Here is a 19,849-nt window from a genome sequence, read left to right as displayed (position 1 = left end):
ATCATCGGGGGAATCACAGGGAGATTGAGCCAAGAGCGATAGCGGCCAGCAGGATCAGGCCGGCCTCGCGATTGGACTTGAACAGTTTCAGCGCCAGGGCGCCGTCGTTGCGGTCGAGGCGGATGACCTGACACGCCAGATGAACGGCGTAGATCACCAGACAGAGCCCGAACAGCGGCCCAAGTCCCGCGGCGAAGCCGGTCAGGGCGGCAAGGATTACGGTCAGGCCATAGAAGACCGCCACGCCGGGCTGCACGGCCGAGGCCAGGCGGCGGGCCGAGGACTTCACGCCGATCATGGCGTCGTCCTCGATGTCCTGAAGCGCATAGATGGTGTCGTAGCCCAGGGTCCAGAAGACGCCGCCGATCCACAGCAGGACGGCGGGAAGATAGGTCTGCCACGTCAGGGCGATCGCATGGCCGCTGTCGCTGGCCGGGGACCACAGAAAGGGCCGGAACTCGCCCGCGAGATCGGCGGGCAGCAGCAGGGCGGCCGCCGCCAAGGGCAGGGCAGCGGCGAACCCCATCAGGGCGCCCCAGTTGAAGGTCAGGCCAAGCCAGGCCTGGGGCCACCAGGTGATCCGCTTCATGAAGGGATAGGCCGCGACCAGGACCAGCGACCCGACGCCCAGCCCGATGGCGACGGCCGGCAGGGTGAGCAGGACCAAAAGGCTGATCAGGCTGCATCCCACCACAAAGACCCAGGCCTGTTTGACGCTAATCCGGCCCGACGGGATGGGGCGCTGGGCGGTGCGGGCGACCTGGGCGTCGAAATCCCGATCGACGATGTCGTTGAAGGCGCACCCCGCCGCTCGCATCAGGCAGGCGCCGATGCCGAAACCAACGAACAGCCACAGATCATAGAGACCCGGCGCCTGCCGATACTGCGCCAGGGCCAGGGCGATCCCCTGCCAGCCGGGCAGCAGCAGCAGCCAGATGCCGATGGGCCGGTCGAACCGCCCCAGCTTCAACCACGGCTTCAGCCCCTCCGGCGCATGCCGATCGACCCAGTTAGCGCCGGCGTCGGGGAGGGGAGCGAAAGTCATGCGGCTGACTTAGCGCGTAGGGCCCGAGGGGTGAAGGCGCCGCTCCCCGTTTCCAAGGCGGGCGCACAGAAAAAAGGGGCTGGTGAACCCAGCCCCTTTCCACAGTGATCGGCGCGATCGTCAGTCCTGATAGACGTCGCCGGAGCCGGAGACGGTGCTGTTCAGGTTGGCGGGGCGGGTGGCCAGGGCCACGTCGCCGGAGCCGGCGATGGCGACCTTGACGTCGCCGGTCGGGGCGATGCGGGCGTCGCCGGAGCCGGCGATGTCCACCCAGGCGTCGCGGGTCGCCAGGTCGCCGAGGGACGCATCGCCCGAGCCGGCGATGTCCAGCTTCAGCTCGTCGGTGCGACCCGAGGCGGTGACCTCGGCCGAACCGGCGATGTCGACCGTCAGCGAAGGCTGGTCATAGCCGGTGATCTGCAGGTCGCCCGAGCCCTTGGCGTTGAAGCGGTTCACCTTGGGCGCGGTGATGACGACCTTCAGTTCGTCGCGCTCGGAGCGGGCGGAGAAGTTGCCGTTGCTCCAGCCGAACACGACCCGCTCGTCGCCGTCGCCCAGATCGAGGCGGCCGTCGACCAGACGGACCCGGTCGGTCAGACCCTTGGGCCCGGTGATGACGACGGTGTTGGCGTCGCCCTGGACATAGTCGACGTCAATGCTGGAATCGACGGTCAGGGTCTCGCCGCCGGTCCAAGGCAGGGTGCGGGTGGTAAGCGGGCCGAGGTCGTCGGTCCCGCCGCCCTTGACCCGCTCGAAGCGGATGGTCTCGCCGTCCTGGTCCTTGATGGTCCAGGCCCAGCCGTGGCGCTGGAGGTCATGGCCGCCGATCGCCAGCGCGCCGCCGACGGTGACCAGGCACAGCACCAGAGCGGCGCCGGCGATGATGAACAGGGTGCGGATCATGCCGAGACTCCCGAGGTCGAGGTGGATTGAACGCTGGTCGGCTCAAGCGCTGGCTTCAGCAGGCGGTAGTGCAGGCGGGCGAACCAGACGACGCCGTTGACCAGCCAGATGGTGAAGATGGTCAGCAGGGCGCCGATGAAGACGGCGCCGGCCATCAGGCCCAGCCCCATCAGGATCGCCGCGAACGGCCCGCCGGGGAAGCCGGCGAAGGGGCCGGCGACCATGATCACGCCGCCTGCGATGAACAGGCCGATGGCGGCGATGAAGAAGCCGAACACGGTCCCGATCACGCCCATCAGCAGGGGCAGGAGGATCAGGATGTCCAGCGCCCCCAGGCCCAGGACCGCGAAGACGGCGCCGGCGGCGGCGGAGGGGTTCTTCTCCTGATGCCAGCGCTGGATGCCGGCCTCGGCCTTCAGTTCGCGAGCCAGGCGGACCGGATCGCCGAGCGCGGAGGCGACCTCGGCCTCGGTGCGGCCGGCGGCCAGGCCGTCGTCGAAGTGGGTCTGATAGTCGGCGATGATGTCGTTGGCGGTCGTGGTCGGCAGGCCGACGAGGCCTTCCTTCAGACGATCGATGAATTCGGCGCGCGTCATTGAGCGGCTCCCTGATCGGCGTCGTTCGCCACGATGGCGTCGACGGCCTTGGTGAAGGCGGACCATTCGGCAGTCTGGGCAGCGAGGGCCCCCCGGCCCGCTTCGGTCAGTCGGTAGTATTTGCGTGACGGCCCGGCGGAGGATTCGACCAGATAGGTCTCGACCTGTCCTTCGGACTGCATGCGGCGCATCAGGGGATAGATCGTGCCTTCCCCCATATCGATCGCGTCCGACAGGCGGCTGGCGATCTCGTAGGCGTAGCTGTCCGCCCGGTTCAGAAGGGCCAGGACGCAAAGCCCCAGCACTCCTTTTTTCAGCTGTATCTCGATGGTTTCTGGCACCTCGGCTCTCCCGTTGATGACCATTGACTACGACAAGGTATCTTGTGACGCAAGGTAGCTATCGAAACATGACAGCGATTTAATCGAGGCAGGCTGAAGGCGGCTTTGCGGCCTGAGCGCCGTTGATCGCTTGGCAAGCCGAAAGCGATCCGATAGGTGACCGAGAACGCCGGGCGTGGGAATCGCGCCAGCGTGATCTCTTGCGAGCCATTCGCAAGTATCTGCTGCATAACGGTTTTATGGGGAAGTCTCATATGGGGATGGGCAAGCGAGCCCAAGGGACGTTGAAGAAGGCCGCGACTTGCGCGTCCTCCATCGTTCTGGGCGCCGGACTGGCGATGTTCGCTGCGGCGCCGACGTGGGCGCAGGACCTGATGGGTCAGCCGACCCCGGGCGGCATCACGCTGCAACCGGCGGCGTCGCCGCTGAAGCATGATGCGCACTTCTTCCACGACGTGATCCTGATGCCGATCATCACGGCCATCACCCTGCTGGTGCTGGGCCTGCTGGCGTGGATCGTGTTCCGCTACAACAAGAAGGCCAATCCGACGCCCGCGCGCTGGAGCCACAACACCACGATCGAGATCATCTGGACCGTGCTGCCGGTGCTGATCCTGGTCTTCATCTCCCTGTTCTCGTTCCGCCTGCTGTTCGCCTATCACGACATGCCGTCGCCGGATCTGACGGTGAAGGTGACCGGCAACCAGTGGAACTGGGCCTATGAGTATCCGGACCAGGGCGTCGCGGAATACATCTCCAACATGCTCCCGGAAGAGGAAGCCAAGGCCAAGGGCGTGCCCTATCGCCTGGCCGCGACCGAGCCGATGGTCGTGCCGGTCGGCAAGACGGTGCAACTGGTCATCACCGCCTCGGACGTCATCCACGCCGTCGCCCTGCCGGCGTTCGGTCTGAAGACCGACGCCGTTCCCGGCCGCATCAACACCACCTGGTTCAAGGCCGAGCGCACCGGCGTCTTCTATGGTCAGTGCTCGGAACTGTGTGGCGTCGACCACGCCTTCATGCCGCTGGAGATCCGGGTCGTAACCCAGGCCCAGTTCGAACAGTGGATCGCCTCCAAGGGCGGTTCGATGACGCCCAAGGTCGCCGCGCCCGCCGCGGCTCCGGCTGCTGCCGCGCCCGCGCTCGCCGCCGATGCCGCGACCCCGGTCGCCGCCCCCGTCGGCGCCACCGCTGACCAACCCGTTCCCGCCGCGGCGTCCGCCGCGCCGGCCGCCCAGTAAGAGGCGAACAGAGACACATGGCTGACGCTACCGTAACCCGCGACGCGACCCACCTCGGTCACGCTCACGACGACCACCATCACGACCACAAGCTGGGCTTCTTCACCCGCTGGTTCCTGTCGACCAACCACAAGGACATCGGCACCCTGTATCTGATGTTCGCCATCATGGCGGGCATCGTGGGCGGCGCTCTGTCGGGCCTGATCCGCTGGGAACTGGCCGAGCCGGGCATCCAGATCTTCAAGGAAGGCTCGTCGATCCAGCTGCTGGGTCTCGTGGAGCAGTCCAAGCACGGCTATAACGCCGTCGTGACGGCCCACGCCCTGATCATGATCTTCTTCATGGTCATGCCCGCCATGATCGGCGGTTTCGGCAACTGGTTCGTGCCGATCATGATCGGCGCGCCGGACATGGCCTTCCCGCGCATGAACAACATCTCCTTCTGGCTGCTGGTCGCCGCCTGGTGCCTGCTGATCCTGTCGATGTTCACCGACGGCGGACCGGGCAAGGGCTTCGGCGGGGGCTGGACGGCCTATCCGCCGCTGTCGACCACGGGCCACGTCGGCCCCGCCTTCGACCTGGCCATCTTCGCCCTGCACGTCGCGGGCGCCAGCTCGATCCTTGGCGCGATCAACTTCATCACCACCATCCTGAACATGCGCGCGCCGGGCATGACGATCCACCGGATGCCGCTGTTCGCCTGGTCGGTGTTGATCACCGCCTTCCTGCTGCTGCTGTCGCTGCCCGTGTTGGCCGGCGCCATCACCATGCTGCTGACGGACCGCAACTTCCACACCCACTTCTTCGATCCCGCCGGCGGCGGCGACCCGATCATGTACCAGCACCTATTCTGGTTCTTCGGTCACCCGGAAGTGTACATCCTGATCCTGCCGGGCTTCGGCATCATCAGCCACATCGTCTCGACCTTCAGCCGCAAGCCGGTGTTCGGATATCTGGCCATGGCCTACGCCATGGTGGCCATCGGCTTCGTCGGCTTCATCGTGTGGGCCCACCACATGTACACGGTCGGCATGAGCATCAATCTGCGCGCCTATTTCATCGCCGCCACCATGATCATCGCGGTGCCGACGGGCGTGAAGATCTTCAGCTGGATCGCCACCATGTGGGGCGGCTCCATCAGCTTCAAGACGCCGATGCTGTGGGCGATCGGCTTCATCTTCCTGTTCACCGTCGGCGGCGTGACCGGCGTGGTCCTGTCGAACGCCGGCATCGATTACAGCCTGCACGATACCTATTATGTGGTGGCGCACTTCCACTACGTGCTGTCGCTGGGCGCCGTCTTCGCCATCTTCGCGGGCTTCTACTACTGGTTCGAGAAGATGTTCGGGGTGAAGTACAACGAGTTCCTGGGCGCGACCCACTTCTGGATCATGTTCGTTGGCGTGAACCTGGTGTTCTTCCCGCAGCACTTCCTGGGTCTGCAGGGCATGCCGCGTCGCTACATCGACTATCCGGAAGCCTTCACCCTGTGGAACCACGTCTCGTCGATCGGCTATGCGATCACGGCGGTCGGCGTTCTGGTCTTCCTGATCATGCTGGCCGAGGCGGCGATCCGTCGTCGTCCGGGTGTCGACAATCCGTGGGGCGAAGGCGCCACGACCCTGGAGTGGACCCTGTCCTCGCCGCCCCCGGCCCACCAGTTCAACGAACTGCCGGTCATCAAGGCGGAAGAGCACTAAGCCTTTCCAGCGATATGAAATCGAAGGCCGCTCTTTCCGTCGGAAGGGGCGGCCTTCTTCATTTGGGTATGCTATGCGGCCCTCACCGATGACCGAAGTTCAGACCCGCCCCGCCATCTCGACCGCCCAGCCGGAGGATTTCTTCCAGCTGCTGAAGCCGCGCGTGATGTCGCTGGTGGTGTTCACCGCCGCGACCGGCCTGATCGTCGCGCCCGGATCGGTCAATCCGCTGGTCGCGGCCATCGCCATCCTGTGCATCGCCGTGGGGGCCGGGGCGGCCGGGGCGCTGAACATGGCGCTGGAAGGCGAGACCGACGCCCTGATGCGGCGCACGCGCGGCCGGCCGGTGGCGGCGGGACGTGTGCGCAAGAACGACGCCATGGCGTTCGGCGTCATCCTGAGCCTGTTCTCGGTCATGCTGTTGGGAATGAACACCAACTGGCTGGCGGCCGGTCTGCTGGCCATGACCATCGTCTATTACGCCGGCTTCTACACCTTGCTGCTGAAGCGGCGGACGCCCCAGAACATCGTCATCGGCGGCGCGGCGGGGGCCTTTCCGCCCGTGATCGGCTGGGCGGCGGCGACGGGCCATGCGCCGTGGCAGGCGTGGCTGCTGTTTCTCATCATCTTCCTGTGGACCCCGCCGCACAGTTGGGCGCTGGCGCTGTATTCGGCCGGCGATTACGCCAAGGCGGGCATTCCGATGATGCCGGTGGCCAAGGGCGCCAAGTCCACGCGGTTGCAGATTCTGCTCTACACCCTTGTCTTCGTGCCGGTCGCGATCGCCCCGGCCTTCGCGGGCCTGGGCGGGATCATCTATCTGGTCGTGTCGGTCGCGGGCGGCCTGGGCTTCCTCGGCTTGGCGGTGCGCCTTTATCGCTCGCGCGCCGGCGACGAGCCGGACAAGGCCGAGGCCGTGGGACGCGAGGCCGCATTGTATGACGTCAAGGTCCAGGCCAAACCGGCGCGGGACCTGTTCGCCTTTTCCATCCTCTATCTGATGGCGCTGTTCTCGGCGCTGCTGGTCGAGGCCCTGTCCGGTCTTGGAGCGTAAAACAATGCGTCTGACGCCTGAGGAACTTCGCGCGCGCAAGCGTCGCAACGTCTGGATCGCCTCGGCGCTGGTGGCCTTCATCGTGCTGGTGTTCGCCACCACGGTGCTGCGCCTGCAACAGAACCAGGCGGCCGAGCGCGGGCTGGCGACGGCGGTGGAGACGTCCCAGCCATGAAGGCGGGCCGCAAGAATCTGATTGCCATCATCTGCGTCTTCGGCGTGATGGGCATGACCGGGGCGGCGTTCGCGGCGGTGCCGCTCTATCGAATGTTCTGTCAGGTCACGGGCTTTGGCGGCACGACGATGAAGGCCGACAAGGCCTCCGACACCGTGCTGGACGAGACGGTGCTGGTGCGGTTCGACACCAATGTGCGCGGCGTGCCGATGACCTTCCGCGCCGAGCAGTCGACCCAGCGGGTGCGGATCGGCGAGACGGGCCTGGCCTATTTCGACGTGACCAACACCTCGGACAAGCCGATCCAGGTGCGCGCCAGCTACAATGTCTCGCCCGAGCAGACGGGGCCGTATTTCCAGAAGCTGCAGTGCTTCTGTTTCACCGATCAGACGCTGGCGGCGGGCGAGACGCGCCAGTTCCCGGTCCAATATTTCATCGCCCCCGAACTGGCCACGGACCGTGAGGCCAAGGGCGCGCGCGACATCACCCTGAGCTACACCTTCTACCCCTCCGTGGACGCGCCCAAGGCGTGACTTCGAAGCCGGGCGTGGACTTTCCCGGCGTCGGCTGCGGCCTGGTGATCCAGCGCGCCGACAGGCGGGTCTTGCTGTGCAAGCGGCTGAAGGCGCCCGAGGCCGGGTTCTGGAACATCGTGGGCGGCAAGGTCGACCTGATGGAGCGCTCCATCGACGCCGCGCGGCGCGAAGCCGAGGAGGAGAGCGGGCTGAAGATCGGCGCGGTCGATTTCCTGTGCCTGGCTGAAGAGATCATTCCGGCCGACGGCCAGCACTGGGTGTCGCTGATCTATGTCACCCGGGACTTCACCGGCGAGCCGACGCTGACCGAGCCGGACAAGCTGTCGGAGATCGGCTGGTTCGCGCTGGACGACCTTCCCCAGCCGCTGTCGGCCTTTTCGGCGAAGGCGTTCACGGCGATGAACGGCTGATCACACGGCGCCGTTCGCGTCGGCGCGCGTTTCATCTCAAGGTGTACGCTGCACGCGGAGACGGAGACGGGATTTGCGCGGTCTGGATTTCACCAACTGGCACAGTCTGTTGCTGACCCTGGTCGGGCTGGCGCTCGTGACGCTGATCGGCATGGGCATCCGGCTGGTGATGATGTTCACCATCCAGCAACGGCGCGAGCGGATGAACCGCCAGATCAACGAACGACTGAAGACCCTGATCGCCGCCTACAAGGTGCTGGGCGGGTCTTTCACCGGCGACCTGACCGTCGATCCGACGCACAAGCGCGACCTGAGCCGCCGCAACGTCCCGCAAGGCGAGGCGGGACTGGATCTCAGCGCCGAGGCGACGGCGGGGTCGGACCGGACCCGGCGTATCCGCGACGCGGTCGAGGCCAGTCTTGCGGATATCATCCTGCTGGGCACCGAGGACCAGGTGCGACTGGCGCAGCAGGCGGCGCGTGAACTGGTCGCCGGGCGGCCGGTGCGGACGCATGATCTGGTGGTTTCGCTGCGCGACTTCATCCGTCAGGCGCTGGACTTGGCGCCCGTGCCGACCGGACCGGACATTCCCTTGCAAGGCCCGACGCGCCCGTCCTCGACCGGAGGCCGCGGCTCAGGCGCCGGCGCAACGGGCGGCCGTGGCGAGGGCGGGGGCGGCATGGGCGGAGGAATGGGCGGCGGTGGAATGGGCATGGGCGGCGCATTGGGCGACAGCCCGGACGACCCCGCCGATCCAATGGCCCGCAAGGGCTGAGCCCCGTCCGCATGCCCGAACAAGGCGGAAAGACGGCGTGGCTCTGGCGTCGGGGAAAATCGAAGGCTATAGCCGCTATAACAACCGACTCTGGCCGACGAAGAGACGCGATTCATGGCTGACGCCCACGCCACTCCGCAGCACGACTACCACCTGGTGGCGCCCAGCCCCTGGCCGCTGGTGTCCTCGGTCGCTGCGACCATCATGTTCATCGGCGCGGTGATCTGGATGAAGGGCCTGGCGCCGGCGGACGGCGGCCCGATCGCCGCCAACTTCCTGGCCGAAGGCAAACCGGGCGTCTTCTTCGCCGGTCTGGCCGGCGTGCTGATCTCGGCCTTCTGCTGGTGGGCGGACGTCATCAAGGAATCCAAGGCGGGCGACCATACGCCGGTCGTGTCGCTGGGCCTGCGCTACGGCATGATCCTATTCATCGCGTCGGAGGTGATGTTCTTCGTCGCCTTCTTCTGGATGTTCTTCGACATGGCCCTGTTCCATGAATCGCGGGCGCTTACGCCGGAAGTCGGCACCTGGGCCGACACCGCCAAGGCCTGGTCGACGTGGCCGCCGAAGGGCGTCGAGGTTCTGTCGCCGTGGCAACTGCCGCTGCTGAACACCGTGACCCTGCTGCTCTCGGGCTGCACCGTCACCTGGGCCCACCACGCGATCCAGGTCGGCGACCGCAAGGGCGCCAAGATCGCCCTGATCATCACTGTGGCCCTGGGCGTGCTGTTCACCTGCGTCCAGGCCTATGAGTACAACCACATCCTGCACGAGAAGCTGTTCTTCAACGAGGAGGCCGTGAACTCGGGCCTGTACGGCTCGATCTTCTTCATGGCGACGGGCTTCCACGGCTTCCACGTCCTGATTGGCACCATCTTCCTGGCGGTCTGCCTGATCCGTCTGCTGAAGGGAGACTTCACCCCGCAGAAGCATTTCGGCTTCGAGGCGGCGGCCTGGTACTGGCACTTCGTGGACGTGGTCTGGCTGTTCCTGTTCGCCTTCGTATATGTCGTCTTCGGTTGATCCAAGACGGCCCTGAAGACATCGCAGCGGCGCGGGACGAGGAATCGTCCCGCGCCGTCGTCGTTTCCGATACGCCGGTTCGCTGGGCGCTGCGGGGGCGTTGTCCCCGGTGCGGCCAGGGCGCGTTGTTCGCAGGATTTCTGAAGGTGGCGCCCGGCTGCACGGCCTGCGGTCTGGACTATTCCACCATCCAGACGGGCGACGGCCCCGCCAGCTTCATCATGCAGATCGCCGGCTTCATCGTCGGCTTCTCGGCCCTGTTCGTGGAAATCAAATACCATCCGCCCATGTGGGTGCATCTGATCGTCTGGCTGCCGCTGGTGGTCGCCCTGTCGCTGGCCCTGATGCGGCCGGGGCGGGGGCTGATGATCGGGCTGCAATATCGGAACCAGCGATGAAGCGTTTCCCCTGGATCCTGACCGTGCTGACGGTGCTGGGCCTGATCCTGCTGATCGGGCTGGGCGTATGGCAGGTCGAGCGGCTGAAGTGGAAGGAAGGGCTGATCGCGGCGGCCGATGCGGCGGCGGCGAAACCGCCCGCGCCGTTGGAGCAGGTGCTGGGGGAGGGCGACCTGGAGTTTCGCAAAGCCTTGATCGTCTGTCCGGGCCTGGCCAGCGCGCCCTTCATCGAGTTGCAGTCTATCCATGACGGCGAAGCCGGGGTTCGTCTGATCTCGGCGTGCAAACCGGCGGGGGCGGACTTCAGCCTGCTGATCGACCGGGGCTTCGTCGGCGATGGGGTGACGGCCCGGCCGCGCGTGATCGAGACGACCCTGCCCCTGGTGATGGTCGGGGAGTTCCGCACCTTCGACAAACCGGGCGCCCTCAGCCCTGCGCCGAGGGACGACCGTTTCTACGCCCGCGACACCACCGCCATGGCCAGGGCGCTGAACGTCACGGGCCCGGTGCGGCCCGAGGCGGTGTTCGCCATCACCACCGTCAATCCCGAGTTCCCGGCGCTGAGACCGTCCGCGCCGCCTGCGGCCTTTTCCAACAACCATTTCGGTTACGCCCTGACGTGGTTCGGACTGGCGATCGCGCTTGCAGGTTTCTATGTGGCCCTGCTTCGCCGTCGAATGAAGAAAGACGGTCCTCAAGCAGCCGCGCACCGCGTGCGCGGCGATAGGAAAGACTAAAGTCCTGACCGCTACGCTCCACACCCTGTCCAACGGCGTCCGCGTCATCTGCGATCCGATGCCGGGGCTGAAGACTCTGGCCGTCGTCGTCACCGTCAAGGGCGGGGCGAGGTGGGAGCCGCTGGATCGGTCCGGCTGGTCGCACCTGCTGGAGCATCTGGTGTTCAAGGGCGCCGGCGACATGGCCGCGCGCGAGATCGTCGAGCGGATCGAGGCTGAGGGCGGCACCATCAACGCCTCCACCGGATACGAGCGGACCAGTTTCGAGGTGCGCGGCCTGGACGGCTCGCTCCCGTTGGCCATGAAGGTGCTGTCGGACCTGGTGTTCCGCCCGACGCTCGATCCTGCCGAGATCGAGCGCGAGAAGGACGTGGTGGCCCAGGAGATCGCCGAAGCCTTCGACACGCCCGACGACCATGTGTTCGAGATGGTGCAGACGCGCGCCTTCGCCAAACAACCGCTGGGCCGTCCGATCCTGGGCTCTGTCGCCAGCCTGAAGTCGGCCGACAAGGCGACAGTCGAGGCCTGGCGCGCGCGGCTGTATTCGCCCGACCGGATGGTGGTGTCGGTCTCAGGCGCGGTGGACGAGACCGAATTGCTGGCCCTGGCCGAGCGCTGGTTCGGCGATGCGGTGGCGACGCCGGCTGACGCGCCCGCGCCGGCCGCCTTCGTCGGCGGCCATGCGAAGCTGACGCGCAAGATCGAACAGGCCAATCTTGTGTTCCAGCTGCCGGCCCTGTCCGCAACCGACCCGGCGCTTTCGGCCATGCGGCTGTTCGGCGAGATCCTCGGCGGGGGCATGGCCTCGCGCCTATTCCAAAGCGCGCGCGAGGAGCGGGGCCTGGCCTACGCCATCGACGCCTATCAGGAGCCGTACGAGGATACGGGCGTGTTGGGAATCTACGCCGGGGCGGCGGCGGATCGGGCGAAAGAACTGGCCGAGGTCTCGGCGGCCGAGGTGCGCGCCTTGGCCGAGACCGGCCCGACCGAAAAGGAGCTGTCGCGGGCCAAGGCGGTGATGAAGGCCGGCCTGTGGATGTCGGACGAAAACCCGATGAGCCGGGCGGGACGCAACGCGGCCCAGACCCTGATCTTCGGCGCCCCGCGCTCCAGCCTGTCGATGACCGAACAGCTGGAAGCCCAGACGATCGAGGACGTGCGCGCGGTCGGCGGCCGGGTGCTGGCCTCGGGCCACGCGGCCAGCGCCGTCCTGGGCCCGAAGTCGGCCGCACCGGCGGGCGAAGCGTTCGCGACAGCCCTGTTCGGGGGTTAGGCTTTCGGCTGGTCTTTGCTGACTTCAGTCGCTCTCGCGCGGAGGTTCAGCGGCAGATTATCCCAGCGGCGGCCGTCTGAATGTCCGGACCAGGGCACGAGGCAAACTTCTCTTCACGACCCGTTGCGGACATTCAAGCCATCGCCGAAAGTGCTCTCACATCAGGAGGTATGATCATGGAAGATCGTGACCGTGAACGCTGGGGCGAACCTTGGAGACGGGCAGGCTTTTACGCGGCTTTGGCAGCCATGCTCGCGGTAGCTGTCGTTGGGCTGGTCCGAGGCTTTAGCTGACAATATCCATCCGCTAGCCACCCATCAGTGACATGCAACCCGGACCGGTCTTCGGACTGATGGTGACGTCCGCTCTCAGCGCTTCAGGCTGGGACCGCAATCGACCTATAGGCAACATTGCGTGGGCATGGTTAGCTTTGCTGGTGACACCATCCATCCTAGCTTTTGCCCTCGTATTTTCTGGACAGGCCCTTACGACCGAGCGGCCGGTCAATGATGCGCCAGCTGTAGTCGTCGCCTATGCGGACAACGAAAAGGCCACTGCGGTTGGCGCTTCCTTTCGGTTGGACGACGGCCGGCTGAGAGCTTGGGCTTACACGGTCTTTCGGAATGGCTCGGCTTTCTCAGCCGGGGAAACGCCAGCCTATAGTGAAGAGTGGCTCGTTTTTGATTGCCGGGATGAATCGGTCAGAGTCCACCACGCTAAGTATTACAGACCAAATGCCGATCCATTTAGACCGGCGCCCATTCCATCTGGGTTCGAACCGGTCGAAGGGAATGTTCTTCGTCAGCATCAACTGGACGTCGCGTGCGGAACGGCCGCGAGACCTCAATACTCAGACTATTTTCGGTTTATGGAAGCTTACGGCCTGAACGATGGGCGCACGCCTCGGTCCCCACCAGGTCCGCTTGTGCGATAAGTCCGCCTCTCACCCCTAGATGACGCCAATCGCGAACGCGTCCAGGCCAGAAGACCGACGTCGCCTTTCATCGCCTTCAGCTAGGACCGCAATCGACCCGTTGCGGACATTAAGTGTGGGTTGAGTTGGAGGAATTGCGCGAAGGACTGTAAGGCCGATTGCATGACGACGAACGTAGGCCCTCAGACACCCTTCCGATCTCTCTTGGCGGCCTGCGGAGGGCTGCTGACCATTGGTTGCTCCTCAGTGTCAGGATTAGATCAGTGTCGGTCAAAAGCAGCGTTGGTAGGAGTGGTTCTAGGTGAACCAACAACGGTAGATGCTGTTAGACCGGCTGCTGGAGGCGAGTTCACAGAGTATCAATGGCGTCAGGCCGGCGCGATGGGGTTCAGCTGCCGGGTCACCGGAAATCGTCTGATCGGCGTTGCTGCATTTCCGATCCCAGACGACACCGACGAAGTCCGCTAACCACCCGTAACAGCCCTTCGCGATGTCCGCTTTGTGCGCAGGTGAACGGCTGGGCGGGTTAAAACGGAACATCCGGCCGCCGGGATCGGTTATGCTGGCGCTTGAACCCGTCCAGCCCGGAGACCTTCCATGACCGTCCGCGTCGCCCTGATCGTCGGCAGCTTGCGCAAAGGCTCCTATTCGCGCGCCATCGGCATGGAGTTGAAGGCGCTGGCCGAGCCGGGGCTGGAGATCGAGCCGGTCGAGATCGGCGACCTGCCGCTCTATGACCCCGATCTGGAGACCGACAACCCGCCGCCGGCCTGGGAGCGGTTCCGCGAGGAGGTGGCGACGACCGAGGCGGTGCTGTTCGTCACGCCCGAATACAATCGCTCCATCCCCGGCGCGCTGAAGAACGCGCTGGACGTCGGCTCGCGCCCCTATGGCCACAGCATCTGGCAGGGCAAGCCCGCCGCCATCGTCAGCGTCTCGCCCGGCGCCGTCGCGGCGTTCGGCGCAAACCACCACCTGCGCCAGCCGCTTGTGTTCCTGAACATGCCGACGATGCAGCAGCCCGAGGCCTATATCGGCAATGTCGCCGACCTGCTGGACGAGAACGGCAAGCTGAAGAAGGACGACACCAAGACCTTCCTGAAAAGCTTCACCGACGCCTTCGCCGCCTGGATCGACAAGACGAAGCCCTAGACCTGAAAAGCTGATATGAATTTCGCGGGGTCGCTTACCCGAAGATCGACAACGACGGGATTGTCCATGTCGGTGAGACGCAGTCGGACGTTCATACCTGTCCATTCCCTACGCGCCTCGGCTCTGACGACGGCGAGAGGTTTGCGGAACTCAAGCCCGAACGTCCCGTAGGGCATAAACAGGGTGATCGGGAAAATAGGCGAAAGCCAAAGCTCTTCGCCATCGATGACCACCATCAGGCAGTTGCTCGCGCCTCCCCACTTCCCCTTTTGTTTGCCAGAGGCGCGGGTGTCAGCGTAACGCGCCGAAGCGGGAGGCTTGGGCATGAGGGGTTCGCCCCGACCTCGTCGGCTATTCACGGCAAACCAGATCAAGGCTGGCCATGTGATAACAACGCCTATTACCCAGACGGTTAGAAAAACGATCTCTGGTTTCATGTGGCTAAGCTAGGGCTGGGTCAGACGAGAGTCATCTGTTCCATTGGACGGTCGAAATTGAAAACGGCGGCTCCGTGAGGAGCCGCCGTCGCCAGATCAGCTGTGACGCTGAAATCAGCCGATGGTTTGCAGCTGGCCAGCCGATTCCTTGCCCGAACGCTTGTCGCGTTCCAGCTCGTAGGAAACCTTCTGGTTTTCATCCAGGCCGCGCAGGCCAGCGCCTTCGACGGCCGAGATGTGGACGAAGACGTCCTTGCCGCCGTCGTCGGGTTGGATGAAGCCGTAACCCTTGGTCGGGTTGAACCATTTGACAGTGCCGGTAGCCATTTTGAGACCTCCGTTAGAAATTGACCGAGGGAACGTCCCTGCGGCCTGTCGGGTCTGAATGGGAGCGGCCTTGACTCGTGCGTTCGCAGAGAGAGTGGGCGTTACGCAGAGAGATCGACGAGCTCTATGTGCGCAGATATTCATGACAGATGCAAGCGCGGGCCGGTCGGGCCGAAAATCCAATAATGGGAACGGTTTAGCTTGGCGCACGTTGTTGGAAGGCACGAAAGGCTTCCAACATGAACCGCACCCACGTCGTGGAGCGCGCCTACCAGCTCGCTCGGACCAACGATTGTCTGAACACCGGCGATGTCGTCAAAGCGTTGTCGGGCGAGGGCTATTCGGGCGCCGAAATCTCGCACTTCCAAGGCAGCTCGATCCGGGCCGACTTGAACCGCATCTGCAAAATGCCCAAGCCCGACCTCGAACCGACCTCCAACGCCGCCTGACGGCTCAATGCGCGCCGGCGCCGTCCGGCAGATGCATCTTCTCGAACCGCCCCACCCGCGTGACCAGGGTGCGGGCGGCGTCGTTCATGCCCAAAACCTGCACGTCCGCGCCCTGACGGCGGTAGCGGAAGATGACCTTGTCCACGGCGGCGACGCCGGTCAGATCCCACAGATGGGCGTCGCTGAGATCGATCTCGACACGTGTGGGATGGCCGTGATGCTCGAAGCTGGCGGCGAACAGATCGGCCGAGGCAAAGAACAGCTGGCCTGAGACGCGGTAGCGCAGGACGCCCGGTTCCGGCGTCGGAACCTCGGTTACGGCGATGGTCTTGCCGACCTTGCGCATGAAGAAGATCGCCGACAGCAGCACGCCCAGGATGACGCCCTTGGACAGGTCGTGGGTGGCCACGACCGTCACGGTCGTGGCGATCATGACTATGGATGACTGAAGCGGAGTGGAGCGCAGCTTCATCACCGACGACCAGTCGAAGGTGCCGATCGAGACCATGATCATGACGGCGACCAGGGCGGCCATCGGGATCTGAGCGACCCATGTCTGAAGCGCCAGCATCAAAAACAGCAGGAACAGGCCGGCCCACAGGGTGGACAGACGCCCGCGCGCGCCCGAGGTGACGTTGATCATCGACTGGCCGATCATTGCGCAACCGGCCATGCCGCCGAACAGGGGCGACAGGATGTTGGCGATCCCTTGGCCGCGCGTCTCGCGATCCTTGTCCGACGGGGTGTCGGTGATGTCGTCGATCAGGTTCGCGGTCAGCAGGCTTTCCAGCAGGCCGACGAAGGCCAGGGTCGCCGAGATCGGGGCGATGATGACCAGCGTCTCCCACGTCAGGGGGACGGCGGGCAGATGGAACATCGGCAGGCTGGTCGGCATCTGGCCCATGTCGCCGACGGTGCGCACGTCCAGCTTCAGCACGATCACCAGGGCGCTGATGGCGACGATGGCGACCAGGGGCGAGGGCACGGCCTTTGTGAGGCGTGGAAAGCCGTAGATGACGACCAGGGCCGCCGCGACAAGGGCGTAGGTGATCCAGCCCCGGCCAATCAGCTCAGGCATCTGGGCCAGGAAGATCAGGATCGCCAGCGAGTTGACGAAGCCGGTCATGACGCTGCGGCTGACGAACTTGATGTAGCGGCCCAGCTTCAGCAGGCCGATGACGATCTGGAACACGCCGCAGAGCAGCGAGGCGGCGAACAGATATTCCAGGCCGTGGTCGCGCACGAGCGTGACCATCAGCAGGGCCATGGCGCCGGTCGCGGCCGAGATCATGGCCGGCCGGCCGCCCACGAAGGCGATGGTCACGGCGATGACCACGCTGGCGTAGAGGCCGACGGCGGGATCAACGCCGGCGATGATGGAAAAGGCGATGGCTTCGGGGATCAGGGCCAGGGCCACGACGGTCCCCGCCAGAAGATCGCGGCGAGGATTGGCGAGCCATTGCTGGCGCGCGGAGGCGATAATGGACATTTCAGGATTTCATCTGGATGAGCCTTACCGATGCTTCGGTTTCTGGCGGCTCGGTTTCCCAGCGGATCGGCGGCGGGGATAGCCACCCGTCGCCTGCGAACAGGGCCGGGTCCAAGGTGATGGCGTCCTGATGCGATGTTGCGCCGCGAAAAGCAAGCGTGACGGCTAGGCCAATCCGTTCATCGCCGGCGCTTCGGCGGCGCTGCCGGGGAAGACGCGGGCGTCCAGGGCGGCGCGATCGAGGCCCATGTGATCGCGCAACACGCCCTTGAACACCGAACGGATATCCAGGGTCGGCGCCAGGTCGCGGTTCTCGAACAGGCGGTTGTCGGCGAGGGTCGGCCAGTCGCCGATGGGGCCGCCACGCTTAACCGCGCCGCCCGCCAGCAGAAGCGAGGAGCCGGTGCCGTGATCAGTGCCCTGGGTGCCGTTGGCGCGGGCGGTGCGGCCGAACTCGGTGGCGACGATGACCGCCGTGCGTGACCAGGTCTCGCCCAAACCGTCCTGCAAGCCCGTGACCAGCTGATCGAGGCCCGTCAGCCGGGTCTGAAGCTGGGCGAGCTGACCTGCGTGGGTGTCCCAGCCGTCCAGCGAGACGGCGACGATATCGGCGCCCTCTGGCCCGGTCATCAGCTTGGCGACGGCCTGGCCCAAGCCCTGGACGTCGTTGCGGCGCAGGCGTTGGTCGCCGCCCTCCATGCTGAGCAGCTGCTCGGTCGCCAGACCCCGCGCCAGGTTCTGGCCCAGCATCGGATCCTCGACATAGAGATCCTGCAGCAGGGAGGCGATGCGGTCGCCGTCGCGCACCAGACCGCCGGGCGCCCAGCTGGACACCGGGGCGTCGCCGCGCAGGATCAGGGGCGTCTGGGCGCCGATGGACAGGCCTTTCAGCGACGTTCCGCCGGCCGCGACGATGGCGCGGTTCAGCCAGCCGTCGGATTGCTGGCGGAGACCTTCGCCGCCGTTCTCCAGCACGTCCTGGGCGTCGAAGTGCGAGCGGATGCGCACGGGCAGGGCGACGGCGGGGGCGAACCGCATCTGACCCTGACCATAAAGGGCGTGCAGGCCGGTCAGCGCCGGGTGCAGGCCGAAGCCTTCGCTCAGGGCCAGGGCGCCGTTCGCCTCGCCGGGCGCGGCGATGGCCAGACCGCCGCGCAAGGGGACGTAGTTCGGATCGGCGTAGGGGACGGTGACCGACAGGCCGTCCATGGCGCCGCGCGCGATGACGACAACCAGCTTGTTGGCCGGGCCGCTGGTCTGGGCGGCGACACGGCCGGCGAAGGCCAGACCGATCCCGGCCGAGGCGGCGGCCAGCAGATGGCGGCGGTTTAGATTGAGGGTGGTCATCGGCGTTGGAACTCCGGCGACATGAACAGAAGGGTGAGGGCCTCGGGGCGGCTTTCGGCGCGGGCGACGGCGAGGCGCGTGCGGTCGCTGAGGCGCGCACCGAGGGCGGCGGCGGCGACGGCGCTCGGGTCGGCCGCCTGGGCCGCGTCGGCGGCGGTGCGCGACCAGTTCAGCCGTTTGACCAGGGCGTCGGGACCGGCCCAGTCGGCGGCGGCGTCGGGCCAGCCCTCGGGCGAGGGGGCGGCGAACGGCGGCTGGCCCATGTCGAGCAAGGCCTGACGCAGGGGCTGGATCCGCTGCGGCCGGGTTCCCAGGGCGCGGTGGGTGGAGACGACGAAGTCGTAGGGCGTCTTGATCTTGGCGGGCTGGGGCGTCCAGGTTTCGGGCGCCTCGACCAGGGCGCGGGCGACCTGGGCCAGGTCGCCGCCCGAACGGGTCCAGGCCTCTTCCAGCCGGTCGACCAGGGCGGACGGCGGATCGTCGGCGACGAAATGGGCGGCGAGGCGGCGCGACAGGCGTTTGGCGGTCGCCGGATGGCGGGCCAGGTCGCGCAGGATGGCCTGACCCTGGGCGAGGCCTGCGGCCGGATAGGTCTTGCCCATCACCGTGCGGGCGCCCGGTTCGTGGACATTGGGGCGGAAGACGAAGCCGTTCGCCTCCGGCTGGGCCTGTGCGACCGCCATGCGCGCCCTTCTTGGGCGGGCGGCCTGACGTTGATCGCGCGCTGTTGGGATGGACCAGCCGGTCAGGGCCCGGGCCAGTTCGGTCACGTCGGCCTGGGTATAGCCGCCGTCAGCGCCGACGGTATGCAGCTCCATCATCTCGCGGGCCAGGTTTTCATTCAGCCCGGCGTTGCGGCGGGCGCCGGCCATGCTGTCGGGACCGACCGAGCGGGCCTGATCCAGATACAGCAGCATGGCGGGATGCTGTTCGGCGGCCAGGACCAGATCCTCGAACCCGCCGAAGACATGGGGGCGGATGGCCTCGCGCTCGTACTGGCCGACGAAGGCGCCGCTGGCGAACTTGGCGGCCGAGACGGTCAGGGCGTTCGACCAGAACAGGGCCCAGCGCTCGGCGAAGCCCTCGTCGGTGGTCGCGCCGAGCTGGGCGCGGGCCAGGAACTCCTGCGCCGTGTCCTGGGTGATGTCGCGGCGGGCGGCTTGACGGGCTTCGCGTCGGGCGACGGCTTGCGGATCGGCGGCATCCGGCATGGCTGGCGAGGGGGCGGGGGCAGGGGAGGGTGCGGCCTCGGCCGTCGCCGAAGCGGCGGCGCGTCGGTCGCGGCGGACCAGACCGGCGTCGCTCTGATAGTCGATATATTGGGCGACGCGTTCGGCGGTGTCGGCGAACGGGCCAGACGGCTGGGGCGCACCTTGGGGCCGAATCTGGCCTATGGCCCAGCCGCGCGAATCGGCGGCGATGCGGTCGATCTCGCCAGGCCGGGCGCCGAGACCCAGGCGCGTCAGGGCGACGGCGGCGTCGGTCGGTGATGAAGCCATTGGCCTTC

Annotated in this window: 22 protein-coding genes and 1 other annotated feature; of the genes, 13 read left to right on the top strand and 9 right to left on the bottom strand. The window is 66.2% G+C overall.

Translation table 11 applies throughout. From position 1 onward, the window contains the following. Positions 1 to 13: 13 nt before the first annotated feature. The 4 genes from QRN13_RS03625 to QRN13_RS03610 form a co-directional block, all read right to left on the bottom strand. A complete protein-coding gene (locus tag QRN13_RS03625) occupies positions 14 to 1,045 on the bottom strand; it encodes a UbiA family prenyltransferase (RefSeq protein ID WP_284876879.1) in 1,032 nt (343 codons plus the stop codon). Positions 1,046 to 1,165: 120 nt separating this feature from the next. Further along, entirely contained in the window at positions 1,166 to 1,948 is a 783-nt protein-coding gene (locus QRN13_RS03620; RefSeq protein ID WP_165118217.1) for a GIN domain-containing protein, read from the bottom strand. Further along, on the bottom strand, positions 1,945 to 2,544 hold the full coding sequence (locus QRN13_RS03615) for a DUF1700 domain-containing protein (RefSeq protein WP_066549694.1): 600 nt from the start codon (positions 2,542 to 2,544) through the stop codon (positions 1,945 to 1,947). The genes QRN13_RS03620 and QRN13_RS03615 overlap by 4 nt, the downstream gene beginning before the upstream one ends. Further along, on the bottom strand, positions 2,541 to 2,885 hold the full coding sequence (locus QRN13_RS03610; RefSeq protein ID WP_039244893.1) for a PadR family transcriptional regulator: 345 nt from the start codon (positions 2,883 to 2,885) through the stop codon (positions 2,541 to 2,543). Before QRN13_RS03610 ends, QRN13_RS03615 begins: the two co-directional genes overlap by 4 nt. A gap of 254 nt (positions 2,886 to 3,139) precedes the next feature. Here QRN13_RS03610 and coxB point away from each other — a divergent pair, with 254 nt between their 5' ends. The 12 genes from coxB (at position 3,140) to QRN13_RS03550 (ending at position 14,293) form a co-directional block, all read left to right on the top strand. After that, entirely contained in the window at positions 3,140 to 4,126 is a 987-nt protein-coding gene (gene coxB / locus QRN13_RS03605) for a cytochrome c oxidase subunit II (protein ID WP_502868572.1), read from the top strand. A gap of 17 nt (positions 4,127 to 4,143) precedes the next feature. Then, positions 4,144 to 5,826 carry a cytochrome c oxidase subunit I gene (ctaD, locus tag QRN13_RS03600; protein ID WP_153923079.1) on the top strand — a complete coding sequence of 561 codons (1,683 nt, stop codon included), beginning with the start codon at positions 4,144 to 4,146 and terminating at the stop codon, positions 5,824 to 5,826. Positions 5,827 to 5,914: 88 nt separating this feature from the next. Further along, positions 5,915 to 6,880 (top strand): heme o synthase, encoded by a 966-nt coding sequence (gene cyoE / locus QRN13_RS03595; protein ID WP_055754184.1) that lies wholly within the window; start codon positions 5,915 to 5,917, stop codon positions 6,878 to 6,880. 4 nt (positions 6,881 to 6,884) lie between these two features. Beyond that, entirely contained in the window at positions 6,885 to 7,055 is a 171-nt protein-coding gene (locus QRN13_RS03590) for a cytochrome c oxidase system small membrane protein (RefSeq protein WP_284876878.1), read from the top strand. Continuing rightward, positions 7,052 to 7,588: a cytochrome c oxidase assembly protein gene (locus QRN13_RS03585; RefSeq protein WP_045809756.1), complete on the top strand. Its 537-nt coding sequence runs from the start codon at positions 7,052 to 7,054 to the stop codon at positions 7,586 to 7,588. The genes QRN13_RS03590 and QRN13_RS03585 overlap by 4 nt, the downstream gene beginning before the upstream one ends. Further along, positions 7,585 to 8,001 carry an NUDIX domain-containing protein gene (locus tag QRN13_RS03580; protein WP_284876877.1) on the top strand — a complete coding sequence of 139 codons (417 nt, stop codon included), beginning with the start codon at positions 7,585 to 7,587 and terminating at the stop codon, positions 7,999 to 8,001. The genes QRN13_RS03585 and QRN13_RS03580 overlap by 4 nt, the downstream gene beginning before the upstream one ends. A 73-nt stretch (positions 8,002 to 8,074) precedes the next feature. Next, entirely contained in the window at positions 8,075 to 8,776 is a 702-nt protein-coding gene (locus QRN13_RS03575) for a hypothetical protein (protein WP_284876876.1), read from the top strand. A 114-nt stretch (positions 8,777 to 8,890) separates the two neighbouring features. Beyond that, positions 8,891 to 9,799, top strand: coding sequence for a cytochrome c oxidase subunit 3 (locus QRN13_RS03570; RefSeq protein WP_055806286.1), 909 nt, complete (start codon positions 8,891 to 8,893; stop codon positions 9,797 to 9,799). A gap of 146 nt (positions 9,800 to 9,945) precedes the next feature. Continuing rightward, positions 9,946 to 10,197, top strand: coding sequence for a DUF983 domain-containing protein (locus tag QRN13_RS03565; protein WP_350224832.1), 252 nt, complete (start codon positions 9,946 to 9,948; stop codon positions 10,195 to 10,197). Beyond that, the gene (locus QRN13_RS03560; RefSeq protein ID WP_284876875.1) at positions 10,194 to 10,934 is read left to right on the top strand and encodes an SURF1 family protein; all 741 of its coding nucleotides are present in this window, start codon (positions 10,194 to 10,196) and stop codon (positions 10,932 to 10,934) included. The genes QRN13_RS03565 and QRN13_RS03560 overlap by 4 nt, the downstream gene beginning before the upstream one ends. A 58-nt stretch (positions 10,935 to 10,992) precedes the next feature. Continuing rightward, a complete protein-coding gene (locus QRN13_RS03555) occupies positions 10,993 to 12,207 on the top strand; it encodes a M16 family metallopeptidase (protein WP_284876874.1) in 1,215 nt (404 codons plus the stop codon). Between the two features lie 1,531 nt (positions 12,208 to 13,738). After that, a complete protein-coding gene (locus QRN13_RS03550) occupies positions 13,739 to 14,293 on the top strand; it encodes an NADPH-dependent FMN reductase (protein WP_284876873.1) in 555 nt (184 codons plus the stop codon). Here the strand turns inward: QRN13_RS03550 and QRN13_RS03545 are convergent. Both QRN13_RS03545 and QRN13_RS03540 read right to left on the bottom strand, forming a co-directional pair. After that, the gene (locus tag QRN13_RS03545; protein WP_284876872.1) at positions 14,290 to 14,619 is read right to left on the bottom strand and encodes a hypothetical protein; all 330 of its coding nucleotides are present in this window, start codon (positions 14,617 to 14,619) and stop codon (positions 14,290 to 14,292) included. The two genes, QRN13_RS03550 and QRN13_RS03545, sit on opposite strands and share 4 nt — an antisense overlap. Before the next feature lie 225 nt (positions 14,620 to 14,844). Next, positions 14,845 to 15,057, bottom strand: coding sequence for a cold-shock protein (locus QRN13_RS03540; RefSeq protein ID WP_008260410.1), 213 nt, complete (start codon positions 15,055 to 15,057; stop codon positions 14,845 to 14,847). Positions 15,058 to 15,296: 239 nt separating this feature from the next. Between QRN13_RS03540 and QRN13_RS03535 the strand changes: the two genes are divergently transcribed. Then, a complete protein-coding gene (locus QRN13_RS03535) occupies positions 15,297 to 15,506 on the top strand; it encodes a hypothetical protein (RefSeq protein WP_055753991.1) in 210 nt (69 codons plus the stop codon). A 4-nt stretch (positions 15,507 to 15,510) separates the two neighbouring features. On the opposite strand, the gene QRN13_RS03530 is transcribed toward QRN13_RS03535, so the two are convergent. From QRN13_RS03530 to QRN13_RS03520, 3 genes are all read right to left on the bottom strand, one after another. Next, positions 15,511 to 16,995: a SulP family inorganic anion transporter gene (locus tag QRN13_RS03530; RefSeq protein ID WP_284876871.1), complete on the bottom strand. Its 1,485-nt coding sequence runs from the start codon at positions 16,993 to 16,995 to the stop codon at positions 15,511 to 15,513. A gap of 52 nt (positions 16,996 to 17,047) precedes the next feature. Continuing rightward, positions 17,048 to 17,111, bottom strand: a sequence feature (sul1 is cis-regulatory element that is thought to sense ions involved in sulfur or methionine metabolism; They are found in Alphaproteobacteria). Positions 17,112 to 17,160: 49 nt separating this feature from the next. After that, positions 17,161 to 18,342, bottom strand: coding sequence for a DUF1501 domain-containing protein (locus QRN13_RS03525; RefSeq protein WP_284876870.1), 1,182 nt, complete (start codon positions 18,340 to 18,342; stop codon positions 17,161 to 17,163). Then, on the bottom strand, positions 18,339 to 19,841 hold the full coding sequence (locus QRN13_RS03520) for a DUF1800 domain-containing protein (RefSeq protein ID WP_284876869.1): 1,503 nt from the start codon (positions 19,839 to 19,841) through the stop codon (positions 18,339 to 18,341). Before QRN13_RS03520 ends, QRN13_RS03525 begins: the two co-directional genes overlap by 4 nt. Positions 19,842 to 19,849: the final 8 nt, after the last annotated feature.

It is taken from the genome of Brevundimonas sp. MEB006b (assembly GCF_030209705.1).
GTDB lineage: Bacteria > Pseudomonadota > Alphaproteobacteria > Caulobacterales > Caulobacteraceae > Brevundimonas.
The sequence above is the reverse complement of the archived record's forward strand: the minus strand, read 5'-3'. Positions and strand labels throughout refer to the sequence as shown.